The sequence below is a fragment of the Aestuariibius insulae genome, assembly GCF_040783535.2.
In the GTDB taxonomy this organism is placed as follows: domain Bacteria; phylum Pseudomonadota; class Alphaproteobacteria; order Rhodobacterales; family Rhodobacteraceae; genus Aestuariibius; species Aestuariibius insulae.
On record NZ_JBFONW020000005.1, the window covers coordinates 155,201 to 176,708 of the forward strand.

Here is a 21,508-nt window from a genome sequence, read left to right on the forward strand (position 1 = left end):
CCCGCCTCCCCGAGAAGAGATGATCCTTCATCTGGCCAGAAATACTCATATCCCACCGCAGCCGCTTGCCTCATCGCTTGACCAGGCTCCACTGCACCACCGGCATCCCGGGCCGCCAGCCGGAAAAGCGCCCGACCGGCTCGGCGCGATGCACCTGCAGCCGAACCAGCTCACCGCCATGCACGCCGTGCAGCCGCACCAGTTCCGCTTCACTCTCTAAGGTCACCGCATTGGCCACAAGCCGCCCGAGTGGCCGAAGGGCCTCCCAGGCCGCATCGAAGACACCGGCGCTCAGGCCCCCGCCAATGAAAATCGCATCGGGCGGATCTAGCCCCTCGAGCACCTCCGGCGCCTTGCCCTCGACCAGATCCAGCTTGGGCGCCCCCAAAGCCAAAGCGTTCGAGGCCGCCATTGCCCGGCGGTCCGCCCGCGGCTCGATCCCGGTCGCGCGGGCATACCGCGCTGCCCGCATCCACTCGATCGCGACCGACCCGCAGCCCGTGCCGATATCCCATAAATGCGCCCCGCGCATCGGCATCAGCTTGGCCAGCGTCGCGGCCCGCACCTCCTGCTTGGTCATCGTCCCGTCATGCACGAACAGCGCATCGGCCAGCCCCGGCACACGCGGCAACAGCGCCGCATCGGGCGCAGCCAGACATTCCACGGCCAAAGTATTAAACGCCGGCACCTCATGATCCCAACTCCGCGCGATCCCGTCGAACCGCGCCTCGTCCTTGCCGCCCATCGCGGCGAGCACTGTCATCGGACTGTCGCCAAACCCCCGCTCCGTCAGGAAAGCCGCGATCTGCCCCGGCGTCTCGGCGCCCGTCGTCAGGATCAGCAGCCTCTGGTCGGGCTGGATAAACGCGATCATCTGCTCGACCGGACGGCCATGCACGGTCAAAGTCTCGACATCTGCAAGGCTCCAGCCCATCCGCGCCGCCGACAGCTGGAAAGCGCTGAGCTGAGGATGATAGACGATCTCTGTTGGAGCGATCGACCGCCCGATCCGCGCGCCCACCGAATACCAAAGCGGATCGCCCGTCGCGAGCACGACCACCCGCCGTCCCCGCATTTCCTTGAGCATCCCGATCAGCGCATCGAACGGATGCGGCCAGGCCACGCGCTCTGCCGTGACTGCCTCGCTCAGCCGGTGATGCCGGTCGCCGCCGACAATGACCTCCGCCCCCTCAAGCACTGCCCGCGTCGCAGGCAAAAGCCCGTCCATCCCGTCCTCGCCGATCCCGACAATATGCAGCCACGGCGCACTCATGGGGCCTCCTCCGGCAGCCCGGCGGCCAAGGCATTCACAGCCGCCGAGGCCATGGCCGATCCACCGCGCCGTCCGCGCAAAGCGACAAAAGCGCAGCCACGCGGGTTGCCCGCCAGCTCCGCCTTGCTTTCGGCCGCGCCGACAAAGCCCACGGGAAAGCCAAGGATCACCGCCGGTTTCGGCCAGCCATCATCAAGCCGCGCCAGCAGGTGAAACAGCGCCGTCGGCGCATTGCCCACCGCCACGACCGCGCCTTCGATGCGGTCCCGCCACAGCTCCACCGCCGCAGCAGACCGCGTCGTGCCCAACACCTCGGCCCGTTCGCGCACCGACGGATCGTTCAGCGTCACGACAACGTCATTGCCCGCCGGAAGCCGCGAGCGGATCACGCCCGCCGCGACCATCTCGCAATCGCAAAGCACTGGAGCGCCAGCGGCCAAGGCCTCATGCCCTGCCTCATAAGCGTCCTCGGAGAAGGCCAGCCGGTCGGCCACCTCGATCATCCCGCAGGCATGGATCACCCGCACCGCCAGCGCATCGAGCCCCGCCGGAAAGCGCTCCAACCGCGCCTCGCGCCGCACGGTGGCAAAGCTTTCCGCATAGATTGCCGCCGGATCGGTCAGGTAGGGACGCATGATCGCACCGGTCCAAATGTTGCGAGGCAGAGGGTCTTCGACCCTTCGGGCCTGAAACGCTCCACAGGAGCGTTTCTAAAACGGCCCTCAGCCTCCGGCGGAGGTATTTTGAGCAAGATGAGGATCATCCTCCCCTCTTGCGGACACTTTCAGGTCCGTGCGGATGGTCCGCCTGAGGGTAGGGTGCGTGATGGTGATGATGGTCCTCATCGCCGTGGTGATGATGGTGATGGTGGTGATCGTCCTGAGCTTCGAGACGGCACATCCCGGTGCAGAAATCATCGCAAAGCGCGCAATCGGCTACGTTGGATCCCGGCGCGCTGGCACCCTGCCCTTCGACATGATGGTGATGGCTTTCCTGAACCGCGCCGACCTCGGCCTCGAAGCCCAGAACAGCCGTGCGGTACTTGCAGGTGACGCAAACCGACGGCGGAACGGCTCCGAAGGCCGGGTGGTGCCGGTCCTCGGCGCGGATATGAACATGGCGGCCGTCTTCCAAAGCCAGCACCTGCTCGCGATAGGCGCAAGCCGCGCAATTGGGGGGAGGGGTGGGACCGTCCTGTTCTAGGATGCGCTCCGCGAAGGTCTCCAGTACCTTGGGATGATCGCCCAGATAGCCTGCCGTCACAAACTCGGTCCCCGGATGGCGCGCCGCGACCTCACGCGTGAAGCCGTAGATCCGGTCGATCAGGATCCCCGAAAAGAGGAAATAGGGGAAAACCACGATCCGCCGATACCCAAGCCGCACCGCATGTTCGAGGCACGGCTCGACCAGCGGGAAGGTCACACCGGAATAGCCCGTCTCGACCCAGCCGAACCCCATCCCTTCGGCCAGCATCCGCGCGATCTTGGCGACATTGCCATTGGCATCGGGATCGCTCGCTCCGCGTCCGATGACCACAAGACAGGTCTCGTGGCGCGGCACCGCCCCGCCGCCCGCATCGGCCTTCGCGACCGCCTCCTCGATCCGGCCCGCGGCGGCGGCGATCATCTTGGGATCGACTCCCAACTCGCGTCCATAGGACACTTCAATCCCGTGTTTGGCCGCATAGGTATTGAGCACCGTCGGGATGTCGTTCTTGGCATGCATCGCGGCAAAGAGCATCCCCGGCACCGCCAGGATCCGCTCGCAGCCTGCCTCGCGCAGCTTGTCGAGCCCATCCCGGATCACCGGATTGGCGAATTCCAGATACCCGTATTCCGTCATCCAGTCCGGCGGCAGATAACCCGGCAGGCTCTCCGCAAGGGTCGCGAATTCATCGACCGCCGACTGGCTCCGCGAGCCATGCCCGCAGATCATCACGCCGGTCTTCATGCGGGTGCATCTTCCTCGGCATCGCCCTCGACGTCCTCATCGGGCGCCTCGGACTTGCGGCCCTTCAGTGCGCCCCAGATCGCCACGCCTATGGCCACACCGATCGCGGCTCCCGCGAGCCAGTGATCGTGTCCGGCCGCTTCGCCGACATGTCCAAGATGAGCAGGCAGTGCAGTCATGTCTTTCTCCGATCTAAGCGTGCCAAAACCGGAGGATGGACGGAATTGCCCACCTCAGACGATGTGCCTGCACCGGTCCCCGATCTGGGTCGACCCGGCAAACACCTCCGTTCCGGCCCCGGCACCGGGGCGTCGTCCGGATCTGCATATCCTGCACCACCACGCGCCGCAATCGCTTCTCCCCTCGGGACGGTGGGCGGGGCGATGCTGCGGCGCAGCCGCCAGCGAGCGTCGTCCGTCCGGCCCGACATCCGCGCACGACATCCCTGCGCCCCTGCGCAATAGGCGCGCACCGGAGGACGCGCTATTTGACGGGACAACGGCAAAGCGGAAAGGATACCCGATGGGACAGCTCGTCGACGGCGAATGGCATGACACTTGGTACGACACCAAATCGACCGGCGGCGCCTTCAAACGCTCCACCGCCAAGTTCCGCAACTGGATCACCCCAGACGGGGCGCCCGGCCCCTCCGGCGAAGGCGGCTTCAAGGCCGAACCGAACCGCTACCACCTCTATGTCAGCTATGCCTGCCCCTGGGCGCACCGCGCACTCGTCTTCCGCGCTCTCAAGGGCCTGACCGAGCTTATCGACGTCTCCGCCGTCCATCCCGACATGCTTGAGGACGGCTGGACCTTCGCAACAGACTATCCCGGCGCAACGGGAGACAGGCTCTACGACCTGCCTTTCGCCCGCGACATCTACCGTAAGGCCGACCCCAGGATTTCAGGCCGCGTCACCGTCCCGATCCTCTGGGACATAGACCGCGAGACCATCGTCTCCAACGAAAGCTCCGAGATCATCCGCATGTTCAACTCGGCCCTCGACGATCTCACCGGCAACACCGATGACTACTGGCCCGACGACCTGCGAGATGCCATAGAGCCGGTCAACAACCGCATCTACGACACCGTCAACAACGGCGTCTACAAATCAGGCTTTGCCACCACACAAGAGGCCTATGACAAGGCCGTCCATCCGCTCTTCGACACGCTGGACTGGCTCGAGGATCGGCTCTCCTCCCGCCGCTACCTGATGGGCGACCGCCTGACCGAAGCCGACTGGCGGCTCTGGACCACGCTCGTTCGCTTCGATCCGGTCTATCACCAACACTTCAAATGCAATCGCCGCCGGATCGTGGACTACCCCAACCTCTGGGCCTTCACGCGAGAGCTCTACCAGATCCCCGGCATCGCCGAGACGGTGAATTTCGATCACATCGTTCGCCACTATCACTACAGCCATGAGACGATTAACCCGAACCGCATCCTCCCGATCAATCCGGTGCTCGACTGGGACGCGCCGCATGGGCGGGACCGAAGTCAGGTCGCGGCGTAATGCTCCACGATGGCCGCCAGATCCTCCGGCGGCGTCTGAGATTCGATGAAAGCGCAGGCATTGGGCATATGGTTAAAGATCGACCCGTCCGAAAAGAAGGTCGTGTTCGTCACAAAGATCACCCGTGCCTCCGGAAGCCGGTAGCTCGCGTAATCGGCAACGGCAAACGCGCTGCCATCCGTCAGGACCAGATCCAGCACGATGGCATCGAACGCACCGTCTCTGATGGCGGCAACAGCCTCCGCCTGAGTGTGGGCGCAGCGCGCCGTGATATCGAGCCGCGTCAGATGTCTGCGCCAGATCTGGCACAGGTCGAAATTACTTTCGACGATCAGGACCTTCATTACTACCTCTGCGCGACACCCCATCCGGTCCCCTAAACCAGGAGGTGTCGGTCTCCCAGCTTCGATTCAAAAAGGTTAATAAAGACCTAATATTTGTAAAGAGAGCTTAACAGAGCCGCAGTTCAAGTCCGCGCTATCAGAAACTTCCCATCCCTTGTGCCGTCCTCCGTTTTGCGTTTGAACCGACCGGACATCCCAGCCCCGCCCCGGAGCCTCCCATGACTACCTGGATCACTATCTGCGATACCTGCAAACGCGACGGCTGGGAGACCCGCGCGCCGGGTCAGACCGATGGTGAACGGCTGGCCGCCCTGATCGAAACCGCGGCACCTGAAGAGATCCGGACGCGGCGCATCTCCTGCCTCATGGGCTGCTCGGAAGGGTGCAACATCGCGATCCAGGCCGAAGGCAAGCTCAGCTATACGCTTGGCCGCTTCGAACCCGCCCCGGACGCAGCCGAAGCCATCGTGGACTATGCCGCCCGCCATGCCCAAAGCGATACCGGCGTCGTGCCCTATCGCGACTGGCCGCAAGGCGTGAAGGGACATTTCGTCACCCGCCACCCGCCGCTGCCGACGGAATGACCGCTCCGCCTCGCGATCACGGCGGTAATCTCGATGCCGCGATCCATCGATATGGCGGGTCCCGGTCTGACTGGCTCGATCTGTCCACCGGCATCAACCCCGTCCCCTATCCCGTCGGCGACATCCCGGCCGATGCATGGACCGCGCTCCCTGACCAGGCCGCGACCGATCGCCTGCTCCGCGCAGCGCGCCACGTCTGGTCCGTCCCAAAGAGCGCCGGGATCATCATCGCCCCGGGCGCCTCCGCCCTGATCGCCCGGATGCCCGATCTCATCGATCTGGCGGGCGCCCATATTCCCGGCCCGACCTACAACGAACATGCCGCCGCGTTCGCGAAGACCGGTCATCACGTGAACGACCCGGACGGATCCGGCGCGTTTGCCGACATCTACGTCCACCCGAACAATCCGGATGGCCGTCTCTGGGAGGCGCAGGATCTGGGCCGCCGCGCCCTTACCATCATCGACGAAAGCTTCTGCGACACCGTTCCCCATCTCAGCCACATCGACCTGACCCGCGAGGACGGCATCGTCCTGCTCAAGAGCTTCGGCAAGTTCTGGGGCCTCGCGGGCCTGCGGCTCGGTTTCGCCATCGGCGCGCCCGAAACGCTCGACCCGGCTATCATCACGGACTCCTCCAAAAAAACGCCTGGCCGAAGCCTGACCGACCTTCTCGGCCCCTGGCCCGTCTCCGGCCCCGCGCTCGAGATCGGGGCCCGCGCGCTCGAAGATCACGACTGGGCCAAGGCCACTCGCACCCGCCTCGCACAGGACGCCGTCCGGCTGGACGCCCTCCTCACCGGCGGGGGCGCCAAAGTTGCCGGAGGCACCACACTCTTCCGCCTTTACGAGGTCGATGATGCAACCACATGGCAGCATCGCCTCGCCGAGCATCACATCTGGTCCCGCATCTTCCCCTATTCGAAAACCTGGCTCCGCCTCGGCCTTCCCGCCTCGGATCGCTGGGACCAGCTCCAGGCCGCCCTAAGATGAGATGGGACGGGGGGCGGGGCGACGCTGCGGCGCAGCCGCCAGCGAGCGCCGAACGTCCGTCCCGATGAGCACGGCCCTCCTCGCCGCCGCTCTTCTCGACGCCGCCTTCGGAGAGCCTCGCTGGCTCTGGAGCCGCGCCCCTCACCCGGCCGTCCTCATGGGCCGCGCCGTAGGCGCGCTCGACACCCGCCTTAATAAAGGCGCAGCCCGCAAGGCCAAAGGCATAGCCGCCCTGATCCTCCTTCTCGCCGCCGCCCTCCTGATCGGGGCCCTTCTCGCGGCTCTGCCCGGCAAACTCGCCGAAATCCTGACCGCCGCGATCCTGCTCGCCCAGCGCAGCCTCTCCGATCACGTAAAGGCGGTCGCACAGGCCCTCCGCCTCTCGACCGCCGAAGGTCGCCGCGCCGTCGCCCGCATCGTGGGCCGCGACACCGCCGGAATGGACGATCCCGCCATCGCCCGCGCGGCTATCGAAAGCGCTGCCGAGAACCTCTCCGACGGCGTCACCGCGCCCGCCTTCTGGTTCCTGATCGGCGGCCTTCCCGGCCTTTTCGCTTACAAAGTCGTCAATACCGCCGACAGCATGATCGGCTACCGCACCCCGCGCCACGAGGCCTTTGGCTGGGCCGCCGCCCGGTTCGACGATGCACTCAACTGGATCCCCGCCCGCCTGACGGCCCTCGCGATCAAGGCGGTCGCCCCGCGCCCGATCCGCTGGTCGGACATCACTGCCGATGCGCGCCTGCACCGCTCGCCCAATGCCGGTTGGCCTGAAGCCGCCATGGCCCATGCGCTGAACATCTCGCTTGCCGGCCCGCGCAGTTACGAAGGGCAGCTCACCGACTTCCCCTTCGTTCACCCCGAAGGCCGCAAATCCATCGGCCCGGCCCAGATCGACAGCGCCGTCACGCTGCTTTGGCGGGCCTGGGGTGCAGGTCTCGCGATCGTCTTTGCGATAACCCTGCTTTGGCCATGACACGTACCGCTCTGCCTCACCTTGCGGCGCCTCCAAACCCCGCTACTCTGCGCGGCATCCCTGACGCGCCAAAAGGCCGCCCCAAGCCGGACCGGACCCCGCAATGAACACGACCCCCAAAGACGTGGCCCGGCGGATCTCCAAAGGTGAAACCTGGCTCCAGCGCCGTGCCATCGGAACCCTCTGGCGCCTGCGCAACACCCTGCCGCCCCCGTCGGGCAGCGGCACCGTGCTCTTCGCCCTTCCGCTGGTCTCCAAGGCCCGCTCCGATGACTGGTCCCGGGTCGAGGCCAATCTCGCCCAGACCCTCGCGAGCTTCCGGAACCAGACCCGCCCCGATTGGCAGGCCGTCATCTGCGGCCAGGACCGCCCCACCCTGCCCGAGGACGACCGCATCACGTTTCTGCCCTTCGACCAGCCCGACGCCTTCTTCGACAAAGGCGCGAAGATGGCAGCCCTCGCCCGCCACGCCCTCACCGAAGGGCCCAAGGAAGGCTACTACTTCCCCTTTGACGCCGACGACATCCTCCACCCCAAGGTGGTGGAACACATCCTCACAGACGACAACGGCGCGGGCTATTTCATCGACAAGGGCTACATGATGCATGCCGAAACCGGCCAGCTCGCCGCCCTCCAACCGCCCGATGCGCGCTTTCCCGAGGCGACCGAATTCCTGCGCTCCTGCGGCTCCTCCACCGCCATCCGCATCGACCGCCGCGCGGGCGCCGATATCGGCGCGCTCATCGCCAAACGCGGCGCCCACCGCAAAGTGCCTCGCAATATGACCCATTTCGGCCTGCACATGACGCCGATCCCCTTTCACGCCGCCCTCTATGTCGTCGGCCACGGAGAGAACATGCGCAAGCGCCGCGGCAAGATGGACGGCAAACTCAAGCATCTGGACATCTCGCCTTTGACCGGCGACGAAGCCGACAGCGTCCGCCGACAGTTCCGGCTCGGAGATCTCGCATGACCCTCCTTGCAACGCTCCGCCAGCGCATCGACGAGATCCGCCAGGCCCGCGCTTGGCAAAAGGCGAATCCGCTCGCCCCGCCCTCCGCCGATCCCAAGGTGATCTATGCGATCCCGCTGGTCTCGCGCCGCCGCTCCGATGACTGGGACGTCGTGGAAAGCAACCTGGCCCGCACGATGGCGGCCCTCGACCGGCAGACGGATCCGAACTGGACCGCCCTGATCTGCGGGCAGGACCGACCCGAAGGCGTCCGCTTCGACGACAAGATCCAGTTTCTGCACTCCGGTGCATCGGACAAGTTCAACGACCGGCCCGAAAAGGCCACTCAGCTCGCGCGCCATGTCCTCGATACCGAAACCGGGGACGGATACCTTTTCCCTCTCGATGCCGATGACCTTCCGCATCCCAAGCTGACCGAGCATATGCGGACCGACAATAACGGCCACGGCTACCTGATCGACAAGGGATATATGTACGATGTCGCCGACAGTCGGCTCGCCGTGCTGCAACCCTCGAACCGGCAGTTTCCGAAGGCCAAGCGGTTTTACAACCATTGCGGCTCATCGGCCGCCTACCGCTACGACAGACGAACCGGGGCGGACTTTACCGGCCTTCTTCTCGAGCGTGAGGTCCACAAAAAAGTCCTGCAACACGCCCGCCGCTACGGCTTCCATCTCAAGCTCGTTCCGTTCCACGCGATGGTCTATGTCGTCAATCACGGGGAAAACCTTCGAAAAAAGCGCGGGAGCCTCGATCGCAAGATGACCCATTTCGATAAAAGCGCGCTGCCGCCCGATATGGCCCGGCAGGTCAGGGAGACGTTTCACCTCGAATGACCGACGCCATCCGCCTTTCCGAACTCTTCAAGCCGAATTCGCCGATCCAACGGCGTATCAAAGGGGCCGTGTTTCGCGCGACCACCCGGCTGGCTCCTCCGTCAAACAGCCCGGAAGTCATCTTCACCATCCCGCTTGTTGGACGCGAAAAGACAGAGACCTGGCCGACCGTGCAGCGCCTTCTGACCCAAACGCTCGACAGCCTGATCCGCCAGACCGACCCCGCATGGACCGCTATGGTCTGCTGCCAGGATCGGCCCGACCTGCCGGACGATCCCCGCATCACGCACCTGCCCTATAAGGGCTCGAGCCGCGGCTCGGATCGCACCAAGAAGATCGCCACCCTCTTTGACGAAATCGGCCACCGCCGAGGCTCTGACGGTTACGTCTTTCATCTCGACGCCGACGACATCCTCCATCCGGAACTGGTCGAATATATCCGAACCGACAATAACGGCCAGGGCTACGTCATCGAGACAGGATACATGTACGAAGAAGCGCTACCGACGGTCGTGCCTCTCGGCCCGGAGCCCCCATTCTGGAAAATCTGCGGATCCTCCAATGCCCTCCGCTTCGACCATCGCGGCAGAAAGACATTCACCGAGGTTATTCGCCGCCGTGGATCCCATACCGAAACGCCCGCGCGCATGGCCGATTACGGCTTCACGCTCGCTCCGATCCCGTTTCCGGCGGCGTTCTATCTCGTGAACCACGGCGCCAGTATCAGCGAGCAAAGAGGCCGCAAGCCCAGTCGCGATCGCATCTTGGAAAGCGAAGCCCTGCCCGATCAGGAGCGCGACAGGATCCTCAAGGACTTCGGTCTCGCGTAAAGGCAAAACGCGCAGAGCGTGGACCGTCCTCGGGCGCCGATCTAACGCTCCCTACGCCACCATCGTCTCCGCCTTTTTCAGATCGACCGACACCAGCTGAGACACCCCCTGCTCGCCCATCGTCACCCCAAAGAGCCGGTCCATCCGCGCCATCGTCACCGCATGGTGCGTGATGATCAAAAACCGCGTATTCGTCCGCCGCGTCATCTCGTCCAGCAGGTCGCAGAACCGCGTCACGTTCGCATCGTCCAGGGGCGCATCCACCTCGTCGAGCACGCAGATCGGCGCTGGATTGGCTAGGAACACCGCAAAGATCAGCGCCAAGGCCGTCAACGTCTGCTCCCCGCCAGAGAGCAGCGAGAGCGTCGACAGCTTCTTGCCCGGCGGCTGGCACATGATCTCAAGCCCGGCCTCCAGAGGATCGTCGCTTTCAACCAGAACCAGCTTGGCCTCACCGCCTCCGAAGAGATGCGTGAACAGCAGCCCGAAGGACCGGTTCACCTCCTCGAAGGCCGTCAGAAGCCGCTCGCGCCCTTCCTTGTTCAGGCTCGAAATCCCGGTTCGCAACGCAGCGATCGCCGCCTCCAGATCCTGCTTCTCGCGTGCCAGCCCGTCATGCTCCTCACGCACCTCGGTCGCATCTTCCTCGGCCCGCAGGTTCACCGCGCCCAGCGCATCGCGCTGCCGTTTGAACTGCGCGACCTTGGCCTCGATCTCCTCGGCCCCGGGCATCTTGTCGGGATCGGCCCCCAGCGCCTCCAGTAGCCGCTCCGGCGTCACCTCCAGCGCCTCCGAGATCCGCTCCCTGGCCGCCTGAACCGCCTCCCCGGCGCTCGCCGCGAGCGCTTCTGCCCGCGCCCGCTCCTCGCGCGCCTCGGATGCCGCGCGTTCCGCTGCCCGCAGTGCATGATCGGCCTCTCGCGCCGCCGTCTCGCCCGCCGTCAAGGCAGTTGCCGCCGCCGTCTTGCGCGCTCCGGCCTCCTCCAGACCGCTCGCGAGCCCCTCGACCTTCCCGGCCAATGCGCCCGGAACGGCAGAGGCCTCGTCCAGCTCCTCTTCGGTGGCCGCCTTGCGCGCCACCAGCTCGGCCATCCGCGCACTCGCCGTCTCCAGCCGCTTGCGCCAGCTGGCCAGCTCGGTCTCGATCGACTGGCGCCGCCGCGCCCGCGCCTCAGCCTCCCGGCGCAGCTCGTCATGGGCCGACCGGCGCGACATCATCGTCATCCGCGCCGCTTCCACGGCCATCTTCACATCCTCAAGCCGCGCCTTCGCCGCCGACAGATCCCCCAGCCCGGCCAGCGCCGTCCGCGCCTCCTTCAGCCGGGCATCCGCCGCCGTCGCCTCGTCCTCGTGCCGCACCACGGCCAGCTTCGCTGCCTCCAGCCGCCCGGCCGCCAGATCCCGGTCCGCCTCGGCCCGGCTTTGCCGCCGCTGCGCCTCGGCCACGGCCCCGTCCGCCGCCTTGCGCGCCGTACGCGCATCGGCATCCGCCTCTGCCGCCGCCGCCAACTCCGCGCCCAAAGCCTCATGCGCGGCCTGCGCCGCCTCGGCCCGGCCCCGCGCTGCCTGCAACTCGGCCCGCAAGGCCGCAAGCCGGTTCATCTGCTCCAGCCGCAACGCCGCTTCCGAGGGCGCATCGGCTGCCGCCGCGCGGAACCCGTCCCAACGCCACAGGTCCCCCTCGCGCGACACCAGCCGTTGTCCCGGGCGCAATGCCTCCTGCAAGCGCGCCCCGTCCCCGGCATCCACGACACCGATCAGCGCAAGCCGCCGATCCAGCACAGACGGAGCCGTCACGAACCCGGCCAAAGCCACCGCGCCCGCCGGCAGATCCGGCACGGCGTCATAGGCGGTAAGCGCCGCCCAGCCCGATCCGTCACCGGCCACCAGCGGCGCCCGCAGATCGTCTGCCAACGCCGCACCCAAAGCCTTCTCGAACCCATCCTCGACGCTCACCCGGTCGATCAGTTGACCGCCATCCCCGGCCTCGCGCGCCACCAGCCGCTCCAAAGCGCCTGCCTCGGCCTCGAGCGCCTTCGCTTCGCCATCGGATGACGACCGCGCGGCCCGCGCCTCCGCCTCGCGCGACTGCACCTCGGCGCGCGCCTGCTCGGCGGCCACCAAAGCCGCATCCGCTGCCTCCGCCGCCGCAACCGCCGCACGGCCCGCTGCTTCTTCCGCATCCGCATCCGCAGCCGCCACCGTCACGGCCTCGCCCGCAGTCGCCACGACCTCCGCCGCCCGCGCCGCCTCCGACCGCGCCCGCGCCTGAACCGCCTCGGTCTCCTCGACCAGCCGCTCCGCTGATTGGTGCCGCGCCGCAAGCCGCGCCGCATCCTCCGTCATCTCCGACAGATCAGCCTCCCGCGCCGCCAGCACCTCGGCCGCCTCGCGCGCCTGGCCCTCCGCCTCGGTCTGCCGGTCCTCGTCGCCCGCACTGTCCGAGGCAAGCTCCGCCGCCTCCCCTTCCAGCCGCGCGATCGTCTCCTCGGCATCGCGGTTCAGCCCGCCTTCCCGCTCGATATCGCGCCCTAGCTGCGCGACCCGCCCCGTCAGCGTCTCGACCGCCGCCGCCGCTCGCTCCGCTTCGGCCTCTAAAGTCGCCCGCTCGACCTCGATCCGCTGAACAAGCGCCGCCGCAATCGCAGCCTCCTCGCGCAGGGCGGGCAGCCCGGCCTCCGCCGCCTCCCGCGCTGTCCCTGCCGACACCGCCTCCCGCTCGGCCGAAGCCGCCGCGACCGACCGCCCTTTCAGCACATCGGCCGCCGCCAGCCGCGCCTGATCCGCCTCGCGCCAGCGCCGATAAAGCAGCAGCCCCTCGGCTTCACGCAACGCCTCCGCGATCTCGCGATACCGCGCCGCCTGCTTGGCCTGCCGCGCGAGCGAGGCCAGCTGAGAGGCCAATTGCTCCAGCACATCATCGACCCGCGACAGGTTCTGCTCGGCCCCCTTCAGCTTCAGCTCCGCCTCGTGCCGCCGCTGATAGAGCCCCGAAATCCCCGCCGCTTCCTCCAGGATCCTCCGCCGCGCCTTGGGCTTGGCATTGATCAGCTCCGAGATCTGCCCCTGCCGCACCAGCGCAGGCGAATGGGCGCCCGTGGAGGCATCGGCGAACAGCATCTGCACGTCCCGCGCCCGCACATCCTTTGCGCCAACCTTATAGGCCGACCCGGCATCCTTGGTGATGCGCCGCACGATCTCGAGCATATCGCCATCATTAAAACCCGCCGGCGCCAGCCGCTCGCTGTTATCGATGACCAGTGAGACCTCCGCAAAGCTGCGCGCGGGCCGCGTCGCGGCGCCCGCAAAGATCACGTCCTCCATCCCGCCGCCCCGCATCGCGGTCGGACGGTTCTCGCCCATCACCCAGCGCAGCGCCTCCAGCAGGTTCGACTTCCCGCATCCGTTCGGCCCCACCACTCCGGTCAGACCATCCGCGATGATAAGATCCGTCGGATCGACGAAACTCTTGAAGCCGTTCAGCTTGAGCCTGGAAAACCGCATGGACTGCCTCGTCTTTTCTTATCTGCAAAGACTGACTCCGGCCCTCCCCTCGAGTCAACGGCCCCGACCCAAATCTGGCCCAAACCCGCATCTTATCCACAAGATATCGCGTTTACCCCTAAAATTACGGGCTTCATCTGGCCAAAAATACTCCCCGCGGAGCGTCCCGCAGCGACCAAAAGCACCAAAGGCGCAGAATCACGCTTGACGGTGCCGCCACCCGAGGCGCACAAAAGTCGTCGCATGGTTCCCCGCGACAGGCGCACACCGCCCCGGGGATCAAATGGGAATGCGGTGCGGGCCGATCCAGTCAGGAGGCCCCATGCCGCAGCCGCCCCCGCGACTGTAAGCGGTGAGCGTGCGCGCCAACGACGCCACTGGGGGCAACCCGGGAAGGCAGGCCGCCCGCCACGACCCGCGAGCCAGGAGACCAGCCATGCACCGGAGCTTAGGCTCCGGGACTGCTACAAACGGACGGGGTGTTCCGTGGGGGTCAGCCGAAACCACCTGTTACGGGTGCGCCGAGGCCCTTCCATGAAAGACCCCCTTCACCGGATCCGAAGGGGACCAGACATGAAGAGACTACTCGCCGCCGCCCTCGCGCTGACCGCAACGCCCGCCCTTGCTCACCATCCGCTTGGCGGCCTGCCGATGGAGACTTTCGCCGATGGCGCTCTCTCGGGTGTCGGCCACCCGGTCCTCGGCTTCGATCACCTCTTCTTCGTCATCGCCATGGGCGTCGCCGCGATCTTCACGGCGAACCGCCTGCTGGCCCCTGCCGCCTATATCGCCACGATGCTTGTCGGTTGCGCCATCGCCTCCTTCGGCGCCGTGATTCCGCTGACCGAAACGCTCGTTGTCATCTCCCTTCTGGCAATCGGCGGCCTCCTCGTCTCGGGCCGCACCATCGGCACCACCGCGATGCTCGCGCTCTTCGCTGCCGCCGGTCTCTTCCACGGCGCAGCCTTCGGCAGCACGATCGCCGGTCAGGAAGGCGGCGCCTCCGCGGCGGTCTTCACTGGCTACCTCCTCGGTCTTGCGATCACCCAATACGCCATCGCCCTCGGTGCGGGCTGGCTCGCGAAAACGCTCCTCGGCGCGCATGACGCCGCCGCCACCAATGCCCGCCTGATCGGCGCGGGCGTCGCCGGTGTCGGCGCCTTCCTCGCCCTCGAAATCCTCGAAGGCCCCATCGTCACCGCCCTCAGCGCAGGCGTCTGACACCCCGCGCCTCGCCGCCCCGGCCTCCGAGCCGGGGCATTCCCCCTTCCGATCCGGAGCGCCCATGCCCTCGAAAATCCCCGCCACCATCGTCACCGGCTTTCTCGGCTCCGGCAAAACCACGCTGATCCGCAACTTGCTCGAGCAGGCCAATGGCCGCCGCATCGCGCTCATCATCAACGAATTCGGCGATCTCGGCGTTGACGGCGATATCCTCAAAGGCTGCGGCGACGCCGCCTGCAAGGACGAGGACATCCTCGAGCTTTCCAACGGCTGCATCTGCTGCACCGTCGCCGAGGATTTCATCCCGACGATGGAAAAGCTCCTCGCCCGGCCTGACGCCCCGGACCATATCGTCATCGAAACCTCCGGCCTTGCCCTGCCGCAGCCGCTGGTGCGCGCCTTCAACTGGCCCGAGATCTCAACCAAGGTTACCGTCGACGGCGTCATCGCCCTGATCGACGGCAAGGCGACGACCGAAGGCCGCTTCGCCCATGATCCCGCCGCCGTCGACGCCCAGCGCCGCTCCGACGAGGAACTCGACCACGACACCCCGCTGTCAGAGCTTTTCGACGACCAGATCGCCTGCGCCGACATGATCGTCGTCAACAAGACCGATCTTCTGACCGAGGCCGAAGCCGAGGCGCTCGCGACCGACCTCACCACCAAATCCCGCCCCTCCGTCCGCGTCGTCCGCTCCGCCCACGGCGAGCTGCCGATCGATCTTCTACTCGGCCAGCACGCCGCAGCCGAAGCGGACACCAAGGCGCGTCACGAGATCCACCACCATCACCACGACGACGACGGGGAGGAGGACCATCACCACCATGACCACGACGATTTCGAAAGCTTCGTCGTCACCCGCCCCGAGATCGCCGACCCTAAAGCCTTCGCCGAGCAGGTCGCGGAGACGATCCGCACCCATGACATCCTGCGCCTCAAAGGCTTCGCCGCCGTGGCAGGCAAACCGATGCGCCTCGCTTTGCAAGCCGTCGGGCCCCGGATCGATACCTATTACGACCGCCCCTTCGACGGCCCGCGCGAAACCCGCCTCGTCGTCATCGGCCAAGCGGGTCTCGACCGCACGGCCATCACCCAAGCGCTGTCGGCCTGACCTCCAGTGAGCTTGACCATGACATCCCAGACCCCGTTGTTCCGGGCTTGACCCGGGACCTCGATTCCCGCGCGCATCCCGAGATAACCGGATCTCAGACCCGCAAACCTCATGACCGAAACAACCGTCACCCGCATCGACCCGCTTCATCCAGACGCGCTCCGCCTCATCGATGGCAGCGAAGCCGAGCAATCCGCGCTCTATCCCCCGCATCTCCGCTATGCCTTCTCGCCGCAGCAACTGATCGATGACGACGTCCGCTTCTATATCGCCTGTCGGGGCGGCGCCGCGCTGGCCTGCGGCGGCTACGGCGCCTATGACAGCTATGCCGAGCTCAAGCGCATCTATGTGGATCCCGCCCACCGAGGCACCGGCCTCGCCGACGCAATCATCGCGGCCTGCGAGGCGGAGGCCGCCGCTGAAGGCCTGCCCCTCATGCGCCTTGAGACCGGTGAAGCCTCCCCCGCCGCGCTCCGCATCTACACTCGCCTCGGCTATGCCCGGCGCGGCCCTTTTGGCGAGTACAAGGAGAACGGCTCCTCCGTCTTCATGGAAAAAGCCCTATGAGCCCTTCACTTCGGCGGATCCGCCGGATCCGGCCGGTTCTCGAACCCGCGGATCGCCTTGCCTTTATGCTCATCGATCGCAAAATCCTCAGACGCCTTGGACGGCTTGTCGAGCCGACCCCGCTCCTTCTCAGGCTTCCTCTCGGCCTCGATACGTGTCGTCTTGTCCATGTCAGATCTCCTTTCGCCGGACGAACCCGCACCGACCCCCTCCCGTTCCCCGACCGGGAGGCCCCGGATCAAGTCCGGGGCACGTCGTGCCAAGGATGACCGTCTGGACCGCTTCAATTCTGACCCGGATTCACGCCGTCGACACTCCTACAGCGAACGCTCCCAACTGGCTCGATATCTTCAGAAACGCCGCTCGCCGGTCGACCAAAGCCGACATACCCGCCCCCCACCGCCCAACGGGCCGTCAATCCGTGGTCGAAACCGCCAAGAACCACACCCGCGGCCCCGGCCAATCCGATCCCTCCCTGCGGGACGCCCGATCCCGCACCGCAGGCCGGACCTCCCGCCACAGCCAGCCTCAACCGTCGAAGCCCGCAGCCCCGCGCGATACCCTTATAACCACCCGCCGTCCTCATCTTGCCCCAAATACCTCCGCCGGAGGCATCGCCGCGCAGCGGCGACCGGAGCGCCCATGCATTTGATCGCCGCCACACCCGGCGCCATCGAGGATGGCACTGACCCCGTCGATCTCGGGCAAACCCCCGCCGATCTCGTCGTCATCTCGGCGGCCGATACGGAACTCGCCGCCCTCTCGGACGCCGGCCAGCACCTCGGGGGCAGCCCCACCCTCCGCCTCGCCAACCTTGCCCATCTGCGGCACCCGATGAGCGTCGATCTGCATCTCGACCAATGCGCCACGCGATCCCGGCTCGTCGTCATCCGGCTGCTCGGCGGGCGTGGTTACTGGCCCTACGGCACCGACCAATATGCCGCCCGCCTGGCCGAGGCGGGCGTCCCCCTCGCCCTTCTGCCAGGCGACGACAAACCGGATACCGAGCTGCGCGCCCTCTCCACCGTCCCAGGCGACGCCTATGATCGCCTCTGGTCCTACCTTGTCGAAGGCGGCCCCGAAAACGCCGCCAATCTCCTGCGTTATGCGAGCCATTTGCTCAACCAAACCGAGGCCCCGCCCGAAGCCAAACCCCTCCTGCGCGCCGGAGCCTACTGGCCCGGCACAGGTCCCACCGATCTGACGGAGATCCGCACACACTGGCACCCCGGCGCCCCCATCGTGCCCATCGTCTTCTACCGCGCCCTCCTGCAGGGCGCCGGTCTCCACCCGATCAACCGCCTGACCAAGACCCTCCTGCAAGAGGGTCAAAACCCCCTGCCCATCTTCGCCGCCTCCCTCAAGGATCCGCTCAGCCAGGCCACCTTGGCCCGGCTCTTCGCCGAGGCGCCACCCGATGCGATTCTCAACACCACCGCCTTCGCCACCGGCACGCCTGATGCGCCTGCAGACACCAATCCGCTCAACACCAACGATGCCCCCGTCTTCCAGGTGGTCCTCTCCAGCGGAACCGAGGATGCGTGGTCGGGCGGCCTTTCCGGCCTCTCCGCGCGCGACATCGCCATGCATGTCGCCCTGCCCGAGGTCGACGGCCGCATCCTGACCCGCGCCATAAGCTTCAAATCCGAGGCCTATCACGACGAGGCCACCCAGGCCCCGATCGCCACCTACCGCGCTCGCGGCGACCGCGTGAGCTTCACTGCCAAACTTGCCGCGAATTGGACCCGCCTCCGCCGAACCGAGCCTGCAGATCGCAAAGTTGCCCTCATCCTCGCCAACTATCCAAACAAGGACGGCCGCCTCGCCAACGGCGTCGGCCTCGACACGCCCGCCGCCACCGCGCTCACCCTCCGTCACCTCACCGCCCAGGGCTACGCCATCGAGAATGCGCCTGCGGACGGCAAGGCCCTCATGGACCAACTCCTTGCAGGTCCCACCAACTGGCTCACCGACCGGGCCGAGCGTGACGGCGGCGAAACCCTCCCCCTCGCCACATACAAACATCACTACGCCCAGCTCCCTCTGACCCTCCGCGAGCAGATCGAGACCCGCTGGGGCCAGCCGGAAAACGACCCGTTCCTGGTGTCACCCGAAACACCCGATGCCTGCTCTGAGAAAGCCCCAGCGCAGAAGACCGGGCACCAGAAGCCGTCATCAGATCATCAAACTCATCCCTTGGGCAAACTCAGCTCCGATATCATCGCCGAGGCGTTCCTGCCCGAAGATAACCCATCCCTCATCTTGCCAAAAATACCTTCGTCGAAGACATCGCCGCACAGCGGCGACCAATCCCCCGCCTTCGCCCTCTCTATCCATCGGTTCGGCAACGCGACAGTCTGCCTGCAGCCCGCGCGCGGCTACAATATCGATCCCGAAGACACCTATCATTCGCCGGACCTCGTCCCGCCGCATAACTACCTCGCCTTCTATATCTGGCTCCGCCATCATTGGGGCGCCCATGCGCTTGTCCATCTGGGCAAGCACGGCAATCTCGAATGGCTGCCCGGCAAGGCGCTGGCCCTCTCCGAAACCTGCTGGCCCGAAGCCATCCTCGGCCCCACGCCCCACATCTATCCTTTCATCGTCAACGACCCCGGTGAGGGCAGCCAGGCCAAGCGCCGCACCTCCGCCGTCATCGTCGATCACCTCACGCCGCCGCTCACCCGCGCGGAAACCTATGGCCCCCTCCGCGATCTGGAGGCCCTCGTCGACGAATATTATGAGGCCGCCTCCCTCGATCCCCGCCGCGCGGACCATCTTCGCACCCAAATCCTTGAGATTTCGCAAACGACCGGCATCGCCGAGGACTCAGGTGCCGGAGACGACCTGACCAAGCTCGACGCCTGGCTCTGCGAGCTGAAAGAGGCCCAGATCCGCGACGGCCTCCACATCTTCGGTCAAAGCGCCGAGGGCCCCCAAGCTCGAGACCTGACTATCGCCCTCGCCCGCCTCCCCCGCGGTGACGGCAAAGACGGAAACGCCTCCCTCCTGCGCGCCCTCGCCGTCGACCTCGATCTGAACTTCGACCCGCTCGACTGCGACATGGCCGCCCCCTGGACCGGCCCCCGGCCGCCAATCCTCGACGCCAACGGCTGGCGCAGTCACGGCGATACGGTCGAGCGCCTCGAGGACCTCTCCATCCGTCTCCTCGAGGGCAAAACTGACGCCCCCGGCCCAGCCTCCAAGGCCGTCCTCGAAACGATCACCCGACACATCCGCCCCACCGTCGCCGCCTGCGGGCCCGCCGAACTCCATGGCCTGACCGAGGCCCTGAACGGCAAGGCGATTCCCCCCGGCCCCTCGGGAGCACCGACCCGGGGCCGCCTCGACACGCTCCCCACAGGCCGCAACTTCTATTCCGTCGACACCCGCGCCGTGCCCACCCCCACCGCCTGGGCGCTGGGATGGAAATCGGCGAACCTGCTGATCGAAAGACACCTTCAAGACCACGGCGACTGGCCCCGCGCGCTCCTCCTGACCGCCTGGGGCACCGCCAATATGCGCACCGGAGGCGACGATATCGCCCAAGCCCTCGCGCTGATGGGCGTCAAACCCACATGGGACAGCGCCAACCGCCGCGTCACCGGCTTCGAGGTCCTGCCCCAGGGCGTCCTCGGCCGCCCCCGCGTCGATGTCACGCTGCGCATCTCCGGCTTCTTCCGCGATGCCTTTCCGGGTCTCGTGGCCCTCGTGGACTCAGCCGCCAAGGCCATTATGGCCCTCGATGAGCCGGATCACCTCAACCATGCCGCCGCCCGCGCCCGCAGCGAAGGCGCTACCCCCCGCGTCTTCGGCTCCAAACCCGGCGCCTACGGGGCGGGTCTGCAAGCGCTGATCGACGAACGCCTCTGGACCGAGCAAAAGGACCTCGCCGACGCCTATCTCGACTGGAGCGGCTACGCCTACGAGGCGGGCCAAGAAGGCAAAAGAGACCGGACAGGCTTCGAAACGCGCCTCTCTCAGGCCGAGGCCATTGTCCAGAACCAGGACAACCGCGAACACGACATCCTCGATTCAGACGACTACTACCAATTCGAAGGGGGGGCCGCTGCGGCCATCACGCATCTCCAAGGCCAGTCTCGCCCCATCTACCACAACGACCATTCCCGCCCCGAACGTCCGGTCATCCGCACACTGGACGAGGAAATCGCCCGCGTCCTGCGCTCTCGCGTCATAAACCCCAAATGGATCGAAGGCGCCCGTCGCCACGGCTACAAAGGCGCGTTCGAAATCGCCGCAACCGTCGATTACCTCTTCGCCTTCGCCGCTACGACCGGCGCCGTAAAGAATCACCACTTCGACCTCGTCGAAGCGGCCTTCCTCGAAGACGAGGACACACGGCAATTTATTCAGGAGGAAAACCCGTCAGCGCTGACCGAAATCGCGGAGCGTCTGCACGAGGCCATCGAGCGCGGGCTCTGGATCCCGAAATCCAACTCCGCCCGCGCCCGGATAGATCAGATCAGGACGTCTTAAAACCCGGTCGCAAGCACCGCGACACCGAGGTAAGATAAAAGCATCATCACGCTGAAAATTCGCATCGTTCTACCCATTCGATTGTTCGACGTTTCAGGGCAGCAACGCATCGAACCACTTCAATAGTTCCGCCATTAGCCAATTATATTAACGGATCATAAATCTATTTCGGACGGCGCCCGATCTTGCCCCGGCCCTGTGGCCTGCAAGAAACACCGCGATAACAGGCCGTTTTTCTCTTTCGTTGAGCGGAAGATCGCAGAGCTATCGGATAACGTGTGCCCCGCTATCGCTTGTCTCTCTGACCTTACGTCAACAGCTTTGCATCCGGA

At 66.2% G+C, this 21,508-nt stretch carries 18 protein-coding genes and 1 riboswitch; of the genes, 11 read left to right on the plus strand and 7 right to left on the minus strand.

What is annotated here, in order from left to right:
• Window positions 1–70: 70 nt before the first annotated feature.
• The 4 genes from cbiE to AAD018_RS14635 form a co-directional block, all read right to left on the minus strand.
• Window positions 71–1,273 carry a precorrin-6y C5,15-methyltransferase (decarboxylating) subunit CbiE gene (gene cbiE / locus AAD018_RS14620; RefSeq protein WP_367315434.1) on the minus strand — a complete coding sequence of 401 codons (1,203 nt, stop codon included), beginning with the start codon at window positions 1,271–1,273 and terminating at the stop codon, window positions 71–73.
• On the minus strand, window positions 1,270–1,908 hold the full coding sequence (locus AAD018_RS14625) for a precorrin-8X methylmutase (protein ID WP_367315433.1): 639 nt from the start codon (window positions 1,906–1,908) through the stop codon (window positions 1,270–1,272). Before AAD018_RS14625 ends, cbiE begins: the two co-directional genes overlap by 4 nt.
• A 124-nt stretch (window positions 1,909–2,032) precedes the next feature.
• Window positions 2,033–3,223, minus strand: a complete 1,191-nt coding sequence (locus AAD018_RS14630; RefSeq protein ID WP_367315431.1) for a sirohydrochlorin chelatase — start codon at window positions 3,221–3,223, stop codon at window positions 2,033–2,035.
• The gene (locus AAD018_RS14635) at window positions 3,220–3,402 is read right to left on the minus strand and encodes a DUF6732 family protein (protein WP_367315430.1); all 183 of its coding nucleotides are present in this window, start codon (window positions 3,400–3,402) and stop codon (window positions 3,220–3,222) included. Before AAD018_RS14635 ends, AAD018_RS14630 begins: the two co-directional genes overlap by 4 nt.
• Before the next feature lie 343 nt (window positions 3,403–3,745).
• On the opposite strand from AAD018_RS14635, the gene AAD018_RS14640 reads away from it, so the two are divergent.
• Window positions 3,746–4,738 (plus strand): glutathione S-transferase family protein, encoded by a 993-nt coding sequence (locus AAD018_RS14640; protein WP_367315429.1) that lies wholly within the window; start codon window positions 3,746–3,748, stop codon window positions 4,736–4,738.
• Here the strand turns inward: AAD018_RS14640 and AAD018_RS14645 are convergent.
• On the minus strand, window positions 4,723–5,082 hold the full coding sequence (locus AAD018_RS14645) for a response regulator transcription factor (RefSeq protein WP_367315428.1): 360 nt from the start codon (window positions 5,080–5,082) through the stop codon (window positions 4,723–4,725). The genes AAD018_RS14640 and AAD018_RS14645 overlap by 16 nt on opposite strands.
• 218 nt (window positions 5,083–5,300) lie before the next feature.
• Here AAD018_RS14645 and AAD018_RS14650 point away from each other — a divergent pair, with 218 nt between their 5' ends.
• From AAD018_RS14650 to AAD018_RS14675, 6 genes are all read left to right on the plus strand, one after another.
• Entirely contained in the window at window positions 5,301–5,666 is a 366-nt protein-coding gene (locus tag AAD018_RS14650; protein WP_367315427.1) for a DUF1636 family protein, read from the plus strand.
• Window positions 5,663–6,658 (plus strand): threonine-phosphate decarboxylase, encoded by a 996-nt coding sequence (locus tag AAD018_RS14655; RefSeq protein WP_367315426.1) that lies wholly within the window; start codon window positions 5,663–5,665, stop codon window positions 6,656–6,658. The genes AAD018_RS14650 and AAD018_RS14655 overlap by 4 nt, the downstream gene beginning before the upstream one ends.
• 64 nt (window positions 6,659–6,722) lie before the next feature.
• Window positions 6,723–7,634, plus strand: a complete 912-nt coding sequence (cbiB, locus tag AAD018_RS14660; RefSeq protein WP_367315425.1) for an adenosylcobinamide-phosphate synthase CbiB — start codon at window positions 6,723–6,725, stop codon at window positions 7,632–7,634.
• 103 nt (window positions 7,635–7,737) lie between these two features.
• Window positions 7,738–8,607, plus strand: a complete 870-nt coding sequence (locus AAD018_RS14665) for a glycosyltransferase family 2 protein (RefSeq protein ID WP_367315424.1) — start codon at window positions 7,738–7,740, stop codon at window positions 8,605–8,607.
• A complete protein-coding gene (locus AAD018_RS14670) occupies window positions 8,604–9,443 on the plus strand; it encodes a glycosyltransferase family 2 protein (RefSeq protein WP_367315423.1) in 840 nt (279 codons plus the stop codon). The genes AAD018_RS14665 and AAD018_RS14670 overlap by 4 nt, the downstream gene beginning before the upstream one ends.
• Window positions 9,440–10,273 carry a glycosyltransferase family A protein gene (locus tag AAD018_RS14675; RefSeq protein WP_367315422.1) on the plus strand — a complete coding sequence of 278 codons (834 nt, stop codon included), beginning with the start codon at window positions 9,440–9,442 and terminating at the stop codon, window positions 10,271–10,273. The genes AAD018_RS14670 and AAD018_RS14675 overlap by 4 nt, the downstream gene beginning before the upstream one ends.
• Before the next feature lie 51 nt (window positions 10,274–10,324).
• Here the strand turns inward: AAD018_RS14675 and smc are convergent, their stop codons facing one another.
• Window positions 10,325–13,777: a chromosome segregation protein SMC gene (gene smc, locus AAD018_RS14680; RefSeq protein ID WP_367315421.1), complete on the minus strand. Its 3,453-nt coding sequence runs from the start codon at window positions 13,775–13,777 to the stop codon at window positions 10,325–10,327.
• A gap of 227 nt (window positions 13,778–14,004) precedes the next feature.
• A riboswitch (cobalamin riboswitch) is annotated at window positions 14,005–14,230 on the plus strand.
• Between the two features lie 120 nt (window positions 14,231–14,350).
• Between smc and AAD018_RS14685 the strand changes: the two genes are divergently transcribed.
• From AAD018_RS14685 to AAD018_RS14695, 3 genes are all read left to right on the plus strand, one after another.
• Window positions 14,351–14,998, plus strand: coding sequence for a HupE/UreJ family protein (locus AAD018_RS14685; protein ID WP_367315420.1), 648 nt, complete (start codon window positions 14,351–14,353; stop codon window positions 14,996–14,998).
• 64 nt (window positions 14,999–15,062) lie between these two features.
• On the plus strand, window positions 15,063–16,112 hold the full coding sequence (gene cobW, locus AAD018_RS14690) for a cobalamin biosynthesis protein CobW (RefSeq protein WP_367315419.1): 1,050 nt from the start codon (window positions 15,063–15,065) through the stop codon (window positions 16,110–16,112).
• 111 nt (window positions 16,113–16,223) lie between these two features.
• Window positions 16,224–16,679: a GNAT family N-acetyltransferase gene (locus AAD018_RS14695; protein WP_367315418.1), complete on the plus strand. Its 456-nt coding sequence runs from the start codon at window positions 16,224–16,226 to the stop codon at window positions 16,677–16,679.
• A gap of 5 nt (window positions 16,680–16,684) precedes the next feature.
• Here AAD018_RS14695 and AAD018_RS14700 read toward each other — a convergent pair whose 3' ends face one another.
• A complete protein-coding gene (locus AAD018_RS14700; RefSeq protein ID WP_367315417.1) occupies window positions 16,685–16,849 on the minus strand; it encodes a hypothetical protein in 165 nt (54 codons plus the stop codon).
• A 472-nt stretch (window positions 16,850–17,321) separates the two neighbouring features.
• Between AAD018_RS14700 and cobN the strand changes: the two genes are divergently transcribed.
• Window positions 17,322–21,176 carry a cobaltochelatase subunit CobN gene (gene cobN, locus AAD018_RS14705; RefSeq protein WP_367315416.1) on the plus strand — a complete coding sequence of 1,285 codons (3,855 nt, stop codon included), beginning with the start codon at window positions 17,322–17,324 and terminating at the stop codon, window positions 21,174–21,176.
• Window positions 21,177–21,508: the final 332 nt, after the last annotated feature.